This window comes from Geminicoccus sp. (assembly GCF_036263595.1).
Taxonomy (GTDB): Bacteria; Pseudomonadota; Alphaproteobacteria; order Geminicoccales; family Geminicoccaceae; genus Geminicoccus.
The window spans coordinates 1-12,503 of record NZ_DATAGQ010000053.1 but is presented as its reverse complement, the minus strand read 5'-3'; the positions used below and the strand labels follow the sequence as shown (position 1 = coordinate 12,503).

Below are 12,503 nucleotides of genomic sequence, written 5' to 3'. Positions count from 1 at the left end.
CTCGCGCAGTTCCCTGGCCGTCATCGGCTCCTTGTGGAGGTCACGCCGCAGTGCCGTGATATGGCAGCCCTTCACGCCGCCGGCGATCGCCCGGCGCAGCGTATCCACGGCGGCCAGATCTCCTTCCACCACCTGCAACCTGCGCGGCAGCGGCGCCAGCGACAGCCCGAGGCTGCCGATGCCGCCGAACAGGTCGACGACATTCCGTGCACCGCCCAGATGCTCTTGGAGGAAGACATGCATGGCAGCTTCACCGTGAGCGGTAGCCTGACGGAAGGCACCTGGTGTAGGAGCCAGCCGCAGGGGGCCATGCTGTACGATCGGCTCGCTCCGGCTCAGCAGGACCTCGACCTCGCGCAGCTTCTCGCTGCGCCACGCGATCCGGCAGAGGCTCGGCAGTTCAGCGAAGGCGGCGGCGATCCGGGTGCGGTCGGATGTCGATGGCGACTGGGTGGCGATGATCAGGACATCCACGCCCGCCTCTGTGAGATCCAGCGCGACCTCCCCGGATGCGGGCGCAATCCTGCCCAGGAGCCTGCGCAACCCGGGCAGCACCGCCATCAGTTCCTGCCTGGCGACGAGGCAGGTGGCCAGATCGACAATTCGATGCGACCGCGGCATCCGCGTCCCGAGCACGGTGCCGCTCCCCTCTCGTTGCCAGGCAAGGCGGACCCGCCGCCGGTCTGCCGGCGGCGAGAGTGCGGCGGGACGGACTAGTGCTGGATCCAGGCCTCTGGCGTGCAGCGCCGCCTTCACCTTCTCTTCTAGGAAGCGCCCATAGGCTGGAAGGCTCAGATGCTGGAGACGGCATGCGCCGCACGGGCCGGCATGGGGGCAGGGGGGTATCACCCGCTCGGCGGACGGCTCCAGGATCTCCACCAGCACCGCGCGCCGATCCCCGCCATCCCGCCCGGCCAACGGACGCACCAGCGCACGCTCGCCAGCCAGCGCCCCCTCTACAAACAGCCGCCCGTCCTGCCCCAGGACGATGCCGTCACCCTTGCTGCCGACATGGTCGATCCTGACGTCCAGAGTCTCGTTCACGGAGCTGTCACCACCGGAAGCTCGCCAAGCAAGTCACCGCGGTCGGGATCGATCCGGCGCAGGAGCTGGCGACCGTCGGGCTGCTGCACCAGGAGGACGATATCGTCCGGCCCACGCGCGATCGTGACGATCCGCTCGCCTTCCGAGAGGGACAGGACTGCTGGCGCGCTCACGCTGTCGGTGCGGCCACCTTGTACACCGCTTGCGAGCAGCCAGATGAGAACGATGAGCCCTACCGTGAGCAGCACCGCACCGGCGATGACGAAGCCGAGAAGAATGCGGGTGGCGGTCTCACCCATGATCACTTGTTCCTGGAGGATGACGGACGGTCGATGACAAGCGGCATGTTCCAACGCGTGGTGGACCCGGACGATGCCGGACGGCGTCTCGATGCCTGGCTGGCGGCGGTCCTACCCGATCTGTCGCGGGCACGCATCCAGGCTCTGCTCGATCAGGGTGCCGTCGCACGTGATGGACAAAGGGTGAGCCAGGCCTCGCGCAAGGTCCGCGGCGGCGAGACCTATGCCGTGGCCGTGCCGGAGCCAGTGGCGGCGACGCCGGTGGCCCAGGAGATCAATCTGCCCATCCTGTTCGAGGACGAGCACCTGATCGTCCTCGCCAAGCCGGCCGGGCTGGTCGTGCATCCTGGCCCCGGCCACGACGATGGCACGCTTGTCAACGCCATGCTCGCTCATTGCCGTGGATCTCTGTCCGGCATCGGCGGCGTGGCCAGGCCCGGCATCGTCCATCGACTGGACAAGGACGTCTCTGGCGTGATGGTCGTGGCCAAGCACGACCGGGCGCACACGCTCCTGTCCGGCCAGTTCACGATCCACTCGATCGAGCGCGTCTACGAAGCGATCGTGCGCGGCCTCCCGGCGAAGACGGAAGGTACGGTGGATCGGCCGCTGGGGCGAGACCCGTTCGACCGCAAGCGCATGGCGATCGTCAGCCATGGCGGCAAGCGGGCGGTCACCCACTGGAAGGTGTTGGACGCCGCGGGCACGCGGGCAGCGCGCATGCAATGTTCGCTCGAAACCGGCCGGACCCATCAGATCCGGGTGCATCTGTCCAGCCTGGGGCATCCGATCCTGGGTGACCGCATCTATGGTCCCAGGCGGACCGGCGATCTGCCGGAAAGAGCGCGGCCGCTCGTCGAGCAGCTGGACCGGATTGCCCTGCACGCGCGTGTCCTGGGCTTCCGGCACCCGATAACCGGCGAACCACTCCGGTTCGACCTGCCCCCGCCGTCGCTGTTCGACGAACTGCTCGCCGCCTGTCGTTCCTGATGGATTGGACAGGGCCACTGGCGTAGGAACCAGCAGGCTGCATTCGGTCTTGGTGGCAAGCGACGCCTGGGTGCGCTAACAAGGACCACCCGGGTCCGGGATGCGGAACCGCGGAGCGCAGGAGAAGGATTGCCATGGCCGGTCTTCCGACGGTCGCCCTCGAAGGAAGCGGGCTGTCCCGTTACCTCGACGAGATCCGCCGGTTTCCGATGTTGCCGGCGGAGGAAGAGTACATGCTCGCCCGTCGCTGGCGCGATGACGAGGATGCCGACGCCGCACACAAGCTGGTAACGTCGCATCTCCGACTCGTGGCCAAGATCGCGATGGGCTATCGCGGCTACGGGTTGCCCATGTCCGAGATCATCTCGGAGGGCAATGTCGGGCTGATGCAGGCGGTCAAGCGCTTCGATCCGGAGCGAGGCTTCCGCCTGGCCACCTATGCGATGTGGTGGATCAAGGCGGCAATCCAGGAATACATCCTGCATTCGTGGTCGCTCGTGAAGATGGGCACCACAGCCGCGCAGAAGAAGCTGTTCTTCAACCTGCGCCGTCTGAAGGCGCAAATGCAGGCGATGGAGGAGGGAGACCTTCATCCGGACACGGTACGTGCGATTGCCGACACGCTCGCGGTGACCGAGCAGGACGTGATCGACATGAACCGACGCCTGGACGGGCCGGATCACTCGCTCAATGCCCCGTTGCGGATCGAGGGCGACAGCGAATGGCAGGACTGGCTCGAGGACGAGCGGACCACCCAGGACGCCTCGGTCGCGGATGCCGATGAGCGTACCCACCGCGAGAGCCTGCTGAGCGAGGCCATGTCGGTCCTGAACGAGCGCGAGCAGTATATCCTGACTGAGCGCCGTCTCAAGGAGGAGCCGACTACCCTGGAGCAGCTCTCCGAGAAGTACGGCGTGAGCCGGGAAAGGGTGCGGCAGATCGAGGTGCGGGCTTTCGAGAAGCTGCAGAAGGCGATCCTGGAACTCGAGCGCAAACGCGCTGCCGAGCATGCCGAGGCAGCGCCTCGCTTGCCCAAACCGAGTGACCTTCGTCAGGTGGAGCCGTTCAACGGATGAACTTCGCAGCATTCGACGAATCGCTCACCAGAGACGTGCCACCGCCCGGTCTGCCTGATGCGGTCTGCGCGATCTGGCATGGCTTGAACGACGACTGGGAAGCAGCACACGAGATCGTCCAGGCGCACGAAGGACAGCCCCAGGCGGATTGGGTACATGCTTGGCTGCACCGGGTTGAAGGCGATCACTCGAATGCCGGCTACTGGTACCGCCGTGCCGGCAGGAAAGCCGGCAGCGGCGACCTGAAGGACGAGGGAAGGGCTATCGCCGCAGCTCTTCTCGCCGAGGGCTGAGCGCCAGGAGCAGGCCGACGGCCTGCCACCAAAGGATGGCGTTCCATGTCGTGAACAGGGACATGCTGGTCATCAACGGCCAGCTGAACGGCAGGAGCGTTGCGAGCCCGACCACGAGGACCGGCCGCCCCGCCGCGGCGAAGCGCTTCAGCCAGAGCCCGACCATGGCAAGCCAGAGGGCTAATCCTACGACACCGCCCTCGACCAGCATCTCCATCCATGGGTTGTGAGGATGGCTGACGCAGCGGACGTCGACGGGCCCGATCACCGCCAGCTCCGGTGACGGGCAACGCTTGGGAAACTCCGCCACGCCGATACCCGTGATTGGCTGATCGGCCGCAAGCGCCAGACCGCTACGCAGGATCATGCCGTAACGCTTGTCAGCAAAGTTCGTGAGGTCGTCCTCCGTGTGCCCGACGAAGCGCTCGACCAGGATCGGCCTGCTGAGCACCAGGACACCCGCTCCCAGCGTCGCCAGCAGGACCACCGGCAGGAGGAAGGAACGCAGCCTGGGGAGCAGCAACAGGCAGACCAGCGTGCCCAGACCGAACGTCAGCAGCGCCGAACGCTCGCCGGTCAGGGCGATGATCATGCCTGCCACCGCCAGTGCCAGCAGGACGACCCACGCAGCGCGGCGCCGGTCGCCCATGATCAGCATCAGGGGCAGCAGTGTCGGAAAGATGGTCTTCGCCAGATAGGTTCCTGCCTTTTGCGAATCGAAGGGTCCGGAGAGCCGATAGAGTTCAGGCAGGCCGCGCCCGGTCAGCGACGTGCCTGTGGCGGCCTGGATTACGCAGTCGATGGCCACCAGCACGACGGCAGACGACAGAGCCAGCAGGAAATTGGCGCGTACGGCCGTGTTGCGAAAGTGGACAGTCGCGAGCGCCGCGGCGAAGAGCACGAACCTGATCTGCACCGCCGCCTTGCCGGTTGCCGACGCGACGTCGGCTGCGAACAGGCCCCCGAAGGTTAGCCACCCAACCCACGCCAGCCCCACAAGGACCCAGGGCTCCCAAATCCAGGCGACATCGCGGCTGGCGGCAGAGCGGGCGAGGAAGGCCACTGCGACCAGGATGAGCGCAACGTCGGCGACGGCACGGCCCAGCAGAAACAGGAGCGGCAGCAGCATCACCAGGAAGCCGGCCACCCGGTCCAGCCTCCCGACCAACGGCATGCTCATCCGGCAAGACATAACGAGCAGACCATCGGCTCACCCCCTGTACCGTCGGCGCCAGCTTGGTGCGCGCCGGCCGGTGTGTGACCGCAAAGCACGGACTTGAGCAAACAGGCAAGACGAGGGCTCCGGGCGGCGACAAGGCTGGCTGGCTGCGGGTTGCGGTGGAAGATGGCAGCCGCTAGAAGCCATCGCCAGCCGAAACCGGAGGGATGGCCGAGCGGTTTAAGGCGCACGCCTGGAAAGCGTGTTGGGGGCAACTCCTCACGGGTTCGAATCCCGTTCCCTCCGCCACTTCTCGTTTGGGAGAAGTTTTGTATTATATTCAGTATGTTAGTTCTAGCGAAAACAGCGCGGGTTGGGGCTTCGGTTGGGGTGCGCCATTTGGTTGGCAGTCACTGCGAGACGAAGCACTTGAGCGGTTTGCGGGTTCAGGTCAGGGAACGATCTAGCAGCGGTTCATCGTCGCTCTCACTGACTGTCGGCAAAGTCGCTGGCCAACCCTTTTCTGCGTTGATTCAGGCATGTCCTGGCTGGAGAGCGCCATGCCTGATCGACCGTACCCTTCTGACCTGAGTGACGCCGAGTGGGCGGCGTTGGAGCCACTTCTTCCGCCACCTTGTCGCCTCGGGCGTCCGCCGAAGTGGCCGCGTCGGGTCATGGCGGAAGCCATCTTCTACCTGGTTCGTTCCGGCTGCGCGTGGCGCATGCTGCCTCGCCACTTCCCGCCATGGCCGACGGTGCACTCGCAACTGACCCGTTGGCGCAAGGACGGCACGCTCCGGTGCATGCACGATCAGTTGCGCGAGCATGCGCGTGAGAAGGACGGCCGAGATCGAGAGCCTTCCGCTGCCGTACTCGACTCGCAGACGGCGCGGGCAACCGGCACGGGCGGCCCTGATCGAGGCTTTGATGCAGCCAAGAAGACGTTCGGGCGCAAGCGACACATCCTAGTGGACGTGTCGGGCCTGATCCTCCTGGCGCACATCCATGCCGCCAGCCTGCACGACACGGTGGGCGCACGACAGATGGTCGAGCTGGCGCCCATGGCGGCCTTGCCGCGGTTGGAGTTGGTCTGGGCGGACGGTGCCTATACCGGGCCATTCGCGAAGTGGCTGGAGAAGGAGCGCGGCTGGCGTATGGAGGTCCCGTTCCACCGCCAGCGTCAAGCGTGGCGCTACGGACTGGAGGAGCGGCCGGCAGGCTTCCACGTCCTCCCGCGCCGTTGGGTAGTCGAGAGGACCTTCGCCTGGCTGTCCCGATCACGTCGCCTCGCCCGAGACTACGAGCGGCTACCCGAAACCGGGGTGGCGATGATCTACACCGCCATGAGCCGGATCATGCTGAGGCGCATTGCGTGATCGGCCAGCGACTTTGCCGACAGTCAGTCAGAGAATCCTTACGATGATCGTGACGCGCACCCGCTTGCATCAAGCTTGCCACTTTATGGCTGTACATCGTTAGCATTCGGTCGGACCAAAGTGAAAATCATAATCAACACGGCGTAGTATTACCTTATTGATAGAATGTACGGCGACAATATCTTGTTGAATTGGCCTGCCAAAAAGAGCTATATTAGGGATCATTTTCGATTTTTCATAGTCTTTGGATTTACTATATTTACGCAATGACAGTCCGTAACTTGTCTCAAAAGGCATAAAGCCAGTCCTAAGAAGACTGAAATACGATGGATAAAGCAGCCCGTCAAAACCATGTGCATGTGCGGCAAGAGCAATATCTCGGCATATATTGTAGGAGTGTTTGCCAGCTAAAAAAAGCATATGAACTGCGAGATCTAGACTTTCAAACTCTGTGACATTTTCATCAATAACCTCAGTTAGATCCAAAAGATGTAGGGATTTTTTTGCGCGTAAACTTGCAACGAAGATGTTGTCTTCCGCTGCAACTCGCAGCTCATGTAAGCAGACTGGAAGATCTTCGGACGAGTACAAGATTGGCAGATTAGCAGAGTCTAAACGGTTCCTGCCCAAAAATTCAGATGGAGAGCTATCATATTGGGCGCTGGAGCTTGGCTCAGTTGGATTAGTTCGTACACGGTAAAAAATTCTGTCGGGAGTAAGTTGGGTAGTTGGATATTCAGATAAGATGCGCTGGATAATCAATGATCTGGTTTTATTGTCTTCAAGGGCTCGTAGAGGCTCAATGAAGCCTACCATCCACAGTCTTGGACCGTACAGGAAGAACCCGACACCTAGAGCTTTCTCGAAAAGATGAACGTCATGTTCAAGCCAGGGCGATAGCTTGATACCTGTCTCCATGCCACTGCTGAACCTAACCAGTGGTGCCGCACCATACTCAACACGGTGGAGTGTTCCCCATACAAAGAACCTGTGCGCAAGGTGCCATAGCGTGTCGGCATCAAGCTTCTGGCCGTCCTCGGCGCCACAGTTTTTGCACTTTCCCTCTGCCGAAGTTCCGAAACGAACAGCTTCTAGCATGAGTCCTTGGTCGTTGAAGCAACGTGAGCAAAGCAGGAACTCGGTTACCAAGATCGGCCTCCACTAAACGAATGTGAGTTGGGATACGAACGGCAACCACTTGTAGTGCGCAGTTCCCGATAACGGCTGCCTCTCCGAACGAACCAAGATCAAGTCACTGACGCAAGGACCCTTCTGTCCTGATAGTCTTCAGCGTGGCTTTGAAAAGCAGATCGCTGTTACGTTGAGCTTCAAGGTCTACACGAACGTCTTTGCACAGGAGGGCCGTGATATGCTGATAGCTGCTCTTGGGCAGGCGTTGCGAACCACAAACATCGATATTGGTAGATCTCGTGCGGCCGTCGAGGAACCCAGGAAGGATGCTTTCTGGCCCACTTGTGGCCATTCCCCGCTTGTGGGCGCCTAAGGATCCGGGATGATGCTCTGCTGGGCGCATAGCGTCCCGACGATGCCTTCAGGGGCAAAAGCGAGTGACATGGACTAGTTGGCACCCAGCAGGGAAAGCCAGTAGGGCTTTTGAGCCGTTGAAGACTGCTAGCCACTAGTCCTTTTTCTTCGCAAACGAAGCCCGGACCCCGCCAAGGATATTGCTCGTAAATCTTGACTAGATTAGTAGACTATTGGGTAGTCACGACGGACCCTATGCGGTCCTGACTCGCTGGATCGTCGTGCGGCTGGTCCGGTACTGGCGCGCCAACTCCGACACACTCTGACCCGCTGTCAGGGCTGCCCGCACCTCGACTTGTTGGGTAGCCGTCAGGGCACTTGGACGACCCAGCGTCTTCCCTTCGGCCTTTGCGCGGGCAAGCCCGGCCTGGGTCCGCTCGATGATCAGGTCGCGCTCGAACTGCGCCACGCTGGCCAGCACACCCATGGTCATCCGTCCGGCCGAGCTGGTCAGATCCACGCCACCCAGCGCCAAGCAGTGCACACGGACGCCTCGGGCCTCCAGTTCCTTCACGGTACTGAGCACGTCGATGGTGTCACGGCCGAGCCTGTCCAGCTTCGTCACGATCAGCACGTCGCTTTCTTCTAGGCGATCGAGAAGCCTTGCGAAGGCAGGCCGTTTACGGGCCTCTCGGCTGCCGCTGACGGCCTCGATGATGACCCGCCGAGGATCCACCTGGAAACCCGCGCCAGCAATCTCCTGGACCTGGTTGTCCGTGGTCTGGTCGGTGGTGCTCACGCGGCAGTAGGCGAAGGTGCGGGCCATGGTTGTTTCTCTCTGCACGAAACCGTGTGCCGAAACTACATGGGTGCACGAAATACCGTCAAGCTAGCTTTTGGGCAGCCTGGAAGAGGATGCACGTAAACGGCCAGTTTCGTGCATCAGAGTTGGCTGGCCCAACTGGGCTATCTGTGGCATCGTCAAGATACTCTTTATCGCTCGCGAGTATCGAGGAGGATACCATGAACTCGCTCTGGCGCTTCCTTATGAGGCCGAAGAACCAAGCCACCCTCTCCTGGATCGGTGGTGGGCTGGTGGTTCTGGCCACCGGCGTCTGGGCAGTAGTCGTCTTCCTCTTACCACCATCCTCGGCGCCAAAGCCAGGCGGCCATGCCAGCGTCAATGCTTACCAGGGCGTTGCAGGAGTGGGTGATGTGTCGGGCAACACGTTTACTATCACCAACTCTGGTGGTCCGGCTGCCTCCGGCAGAGGGAATCAAGTCCCGTGAAGCGAGCAGTAGTAGGCGCCCTGGGCCTGCTGCTTTGGACGGGCCTGATCGAGCCTGACCCGGTGTTCGCCATCGGAGACACCATCATCACCGCTACCGACTGTGCTGTCTCCGGAGGAGGCAACGTCACCGGCAACAAGTTCACTTGCAACAACTACTACGGGCTGACCCCGGAACAGGTGCAGGCACTGACCCAGGCCGCGGCCAAGGGTGCTACGGAGCCTCTCGTCGACAAGATCGTCGACCTCAGCGAGAAGCTTGGTGTCACCAAGAATGCGACCAAGACCCTGCTGCAAATCGTGTTTGAGCAGGAGGTGCCGCTGGAGCGCCTTCCGGAGACGCTGAACAAGGTCGCCCAGGACTACAAGCGGCTCCAGCAGCAGTTGGCGGCGCTCGATCCGACCAACCCAACCTCACGTGCCTTGGCCGAGAAGGCCCAAGCCGCAATCAATGACGGCCGCTTCGACGAGGCGCGTCGCCTGCTCAAGGAGGTGACGCAGGCGCAGATTGATGCCGCTCAGCAGGCCAGGCAGCTGCGGGAAAAGGCACAGGCGGCCGAAGATGCGCAGCTGCTCGGAGCCGCCGCTTCTACTGCCACTCTGGCCGACCTAGAGATGACCGAGCGGCAGTATCTGGAGGCGGCCGAGCTGTTCCAGCAGGCGGCCGAACGGTTGCCGCCCGGGCATCAGGATGAGCACGAAGGCTACGTCGTGCGCCGGGCCGAGGCGCTGTATCGCCAAGGCAATGAGCGGGGAGATAACGTCGCTCTGGCTGAGTCCATCAAAATATGGCGTGATCTGCTCCAGCAATATCGTCGCGAGCAGGTGCCGCTTGACTGGGCAAGCACTCAGAACGAACTCGGTAACGCGCTGCACAGCCTAGGCGAACGGGAGAGCGGCACAGTACTGTTGGAAGAGGCGGTCGCCGCCTATCGCGCCGCCCTAAAGGAATACACTCGAGCGCGCGCGCCGCTTGAGTGGGCGATGACCCAGAATAACCTCGGCAATGCGTTGGCGAGCCTGGGCCAGCGGGAAGGCGGCACAGCACGGCTGGAAGAGGCAGTCGTCGCCTACCGCGACGCCCTGAAAGAATGGACCCGCGAGCAGGTGCCCCGCCCATGGGCAACGACCCAGAACAATCTCGGTACCGCGCTTGCGCTTCTGGGCGAGCGGGAGAGTGGCACAGCACGGCTGGAAGAGGCGGTTGTCGCCTTTCGTGACGCTCTGAAAGAATGGACCCGCGAGCAGGTGCCCCTCCAATGGGCGACAGTCCAGAATAACCTCGGTAACGTACTAACAAGTCTAGGCGAGCGGGAGGGCAGCACAGCATGGCTGGAAGGGGCCATCGCCGCTTATCGTAATGCCCTGAAGGAGCGGACCCGTGAGCGGGTGCCGCTCGATTGGGCAACGACCCAGAACAACCTCGGCAGCGCGCTGACAAGTCTAGGCGAGTGGGAGGGCAGCACAGCACGGCTGCAAGAGGCGGTGGACGCCTTTCATGACGCCCTGAAGGAACGGACCCGCGAGCGGGTGCCGCTCCAATGGGCAACGACCCAGAATAACCTCGGCAATGCGCTATTGAGCCTGGGTCAGCGGGAAAGCAGCACATCGCAGGTGGAAGAGGCCATCGCCGCTTATCGTGATGCCTTGAAGGAGCGGACCCGTGAGCGGGTGCCGCTCGATTGGGCAATGACCCAAAATAACCTCGGTATTGCGCTGGGAGGCCTAGGCGAGTGGGAGGGCAGTACAGCACGGCTGAAAGAGGCGGTCGCTGCCTTCCGTGACGCCCTGAAGGAGCGGACCCCTGAGCGAGTGCCGCTTCTCCAATGGGCAACGACCCAGAACAACCTTGGTACCGCGCTGGCGAGCCTGGGCGAGCGGGAGGGCAACACAGCATGGTTGGAAGAAGCGGTCAGCTGTTTGCGCAGTGCCATTGAGGTTTCTCAGCAGAGCCAGGAGACACATTGGCTGCCGATCGCCCAGGAGCGTCTGGTCGAGTTGAAAGCAAAGCTGGCGGAGCTTCAGGGATCAGCTGCTGTCTCTGGTTCATCTCCTTGCGGCTCGTTCTGACGCTTGAGCTGCGCCATCCCGCAATACACTGAGAGTGTTGAACTGATCGAGGTAACTCATGTCACCATCCTGAGTAGCTCACCGCCTGCTTTTTCGTCGAGCCTGGGCACCCCCACCCTCTCGCGGTCTCAGATCGACTTCAAAAGCCTGGCTTTCGCTGCGCGTTGTTCCTGTTGTTCAGGACGCGCCATCGGTGTGGTTCGACCTGGAGAATTTCATCTGCTGACTAGGGGCACCCCTTTGGCTCCATGAGGCAATCCACAGAAGCCAGGCGTCATTTTCCTGGAGTATCTTTCTGCTGGGAAGACACGGGGCCGCCACAAGCGGACGGTTTCGTACAGGCGCATCAGCTCGAGTTCCGCCGAAGCGATCATATGTCCGCACGGGTTGGCCCTCACTCTGCTTGCTTCCCGATGACAGTGTCATCCGGAGCCGGCTCTGTCTTGCATCGACGGGTAGTGAGCCCGGCAGGTAACCAGGTTCTTTCATCGCCGCAGGTGCTGTTGAGTTGCTCTTGCGTGATCCCATACACGTCGTTCAGGTTCGTACGAGGTAGGTCCGCTTCGCTCAGGTTCGCCACAGGCAGGAGCGAACTGGACAGGCTTGCCTCTTTCAGATGTGCGCCACTGAGGTTCGCCCTGAACAGGGTCACTTGCCCCAAGTTCGTCCTGAACAGGACCGTCTGGCTCAGGTTCGATCATCTCGGTTGCGACCCAGACAAGTCCGCCTCACTCAGGATCGTCCCGCTCAGGTCTGCAGCAGTCAGATTCGCTTCGCGTAGCTCTACACCTAGTAAGGATGCGCAGGAGGGATCGTCTCTCGGATCGTTAGGTGAACCATTGTCCGCCTTGGATAGGTCAATGCCGACGAGCGGTATGCGCGCCTTGAGCGGGATGAGGCATCCCTACAGCCACCGCACGCAGATCGCGCCATCCTCTCTGTTCAGGTACTGGAGTGCTTCAATCTTGCCACTGTTGCCGGGCGCTTGAGTACCGAGGAGCTGCCAAGCGCGAACGGTTCGCTGCTCGACCCGGCCGATATGCTCTTCCCACAACGCCCACAACGACAAGAACAGCCCGACGATTGCCAACAGGACACCCTTAGGATTCGAACTTCCGGACCTTTTGGTCAACCTTCCGAAGGCGCTTCCAGCGGCTGGGACGTGGAAGGGGCGGAAACGAATAGGAAGACTCCGGCAGTGACGGAGCGGCCTGCCCCAGTTTTTGCTCCGCTGCGCCCATGTCGTCGCCTTCCAGATTGCACAGGACCCCGCATCCTGCCCTTCTTCGTCGATACTGCGAGCGACAAGACCAAAGGGGCAGTCAATCCGCAGGGTGTCGCTGAGGCCGCCAAGTTCTCTCGACGTCCGTCCCTTCGGCGCCCGCCAGACCCACCCCCACCCTCTGAACGAGCCAGACATAT

General features: G+C 62.1%; 14 protein-coding genes and 1 tRNA gene. 7 read left to right on the top strand and 8 right to left on the bottom strand.

Annotated features, from left to right (window positions below; genetic code table 11):
- Window positions 1-1,044: hypothetical protein (locus VHL31_RS04540; protein ID WP_329660018.1), on the bottom strand; the 1,044-nt coding region annotated here is incomplete at its 3' end.
- Window positions 1,041-1,343 carry a hypothetical protein gene (locus VHL31_RS04535; protein WP_329660017.1) on the bottom strand — a complete coding sequence of 101 codons (303 nt, stop codon included), beginning with the start codon at window positions 1,341-1,343 and terminating at the stop codon, window positions 1,041-1,043. The genes VHL31_RS04535 and VHL31_RS04540, both read right to left, overlap by 4 nt.
- 45 nt (window positions 1,344-1,388) lie before the next feature.
- Here VHL31_RS04535 and VHL31_RS04530 point away from each other — a divergent pair, with 45 nt between their 5' ends.
- From VHL31_RS04530 to VHL31_RS04520, 3 genes are all read left to right on the top strand, one after another.
- Complete coding sequence (locus tag VHL31_RS04530; protein WP_329660016.1) at window positions 1,389-2,333, top strand: RluA family pseudouridine synthase; 945 nt, start codon at window positions 1,389-1,391, stop codon at window positions 2,331-2,333.
- Window positions 2,334-2,467: 134 nt separating this feature from the next.
- Window positions 2,468-3,409 carry an RNA polymerase sigma factor RpoH gene (rpoH, locus tag VHL31_RS04525; protein ID WP_329660015.1) on the top strand — a complete coding sequence of 314 codons (942 nt, stop codon included), beginning with the start codon at window positions 2,468-2,470 and terminating at the stop codon, window positions 3,407-3,409.
- On the top strand, window positions 3,406-3,702 hold the full coding sequence (locus VHL31_RS04520) for a hypothetical protein (RefSeq protein WP_329660014.1): 297 nt from the start codon (window positions 3,406-3,408) through the stop codon (window positions 3,700-3,702). Before rpoH ends, VHL31_RS04520 begins: the two co-directional genes overlap by 4 nt.
- Here the strand turns inward: VHL31_RS04520 and VHL31_RS04515 are convergent.
- Window positions 3,671-4,876 (bottom strand): O-antigen ligase family protein, encoded by a 1,206-nt coding sequence (locus tag VHL31_RS04515; protein ID WP_329660013.1) that lies wholly within the window; start codon window positions 4,874-4,876, stop codon window positions 3,671-3,673. The genes VHL31_RS04520 and VHL31_RS04515 overlap by 32 nt on opposite strands.
- A gap of 206 nt (window positions 4,877-5,082) precedes the next feature.
- Between VHL31_RS04515 and VHL31_RS04510 the strand changes: the two genes are divergently transcribed.
- Both VHL31_RS04510 and VHL31_RS04505 read left to right on the top strand, forming a co-directional pair.
- A tRNA-Ser gene (locus VHL31_RS04510) sits at window positions 5,083-5,170 on the top strand.
- Between the two features lie 251 nt (window positions 5,171-5,421).
- Window positions 5,422-6,237, top strand: coding sequence for an IS5 family transposase (locus tag VHL31_RS04505; RefSeq protein WP_329660012.1), 816 nt, complete (start codon window positions 5,422-5,424; stop codon window positions 6,235-6,237).
- Window positions 6,238-6,336: 99 nt separating this feature from the next.
- Here VHL31_RS04505 and VHL31_RS04500 read toward each other — a convergent pair whose 3' ends face one another.
- Both VHL31_RS04500 and VHL31_RS04495 read right to left on the bottom strand, forming a co-directional pair.
- Window positions 6,337-7,386, bottom strand: a complete 1,050-nt coding sequence (locus VHL31_RS04500; RefSeq protein ID WP_329660011.1) for an RES family NAD+ phosphorylase — start codon at window positions 7,384-7,386, stop codon at window positions 6,337-6,339.
- 589 nt (window positions 7,387-7,975) lie between these two features.
- Window positions 7,976-8,548, bottom strand: a complete 573-nt coding sequence (locus VHL31_RS04495; protein WP_329660010.1) for a recombinase family protein — start codon at window positions 8,546-8,548, stop codon at window positions 7,976-7,978.
- Between the two features lie 197 nt (window positions 8,549-8,745).
- Between VHL31_RS04495 and VHL31_RS04490 the strand changes: the two genes are divergently transcribed.
- The gene (locus tag VHL31_RS04490; RefSeq protein WP_329660009.1) at window positions 8,746-9,012 is read left to right on the top strand and encodes a hypothetical protein; all 267 of its coding nucleotides are present in this window, start codon (window positions 8,746-8,748) and stop codon (window positions 9,010-9,012) included.
- A complete protein-coding gene (locus tag VHL31_RS04485; protein ID WP_329660008.1) occupies window positions 9,009-11,081 on the top strand; it encodes a tetratricopeptide repeat-containing protein in 2,073 nt (690 codons plus the stop codon). Before VHL31_RS04490 ends, VHL31_RS04485 begins: the two co-directional genes overlap by 4 nt.
- 394 nt (window positions 11,082-11,475) lie before the next feature.
- Here VHL31_RS04485 and VHL31_RS26855 read toward each other — a convergent pair whose 3' ends face one another.
- Genes VHL31_RS26855 through VHL31_RS04480 form a run of 3 tightly spaced genes read right to left on the bottom strand, consistent with a single transcriptional unit; the run spans window position 11,476 to window position 12,171 of the window.
- The gene (locus VHL31_RS26855; protein ID WP_414653635.1) at window positions 11,476-11,733 is read right to left on the bottom strand and encodes a pentapeptide repeat-containing protein; all 258 of its coding nucleotides are present in this window, start codon (window positions 11,731-11,733) and stop codon (window positions 11,476-11,478) included.
- Between the two features lie 45 nt (window positions 11,734-11,778).
- Entirely contained in the window at window positions 11,779-11,943 is a 165-nt protein-coding gene (locus tag VHL31_RS26850) for a pentapeptide repeat-containing protein (RefSeq protein WP_414653636.1), read from the bottom strand.
- Between the two features lie 42 nt (window positions 11,944-11,985).
- Window positions 11,986-12,171, bottom strand: a complete 186-nt coding sequence (locus tag VHL31_RS04480; RefSeq protein ID WP_329660007.1) for a hypothetical protein — start codon at window positions 12,169-12,171, stop codon at window positions 11,986-11,988.
- Window positions 12,172-12,503: the final 332 nt, after the last annotated feature.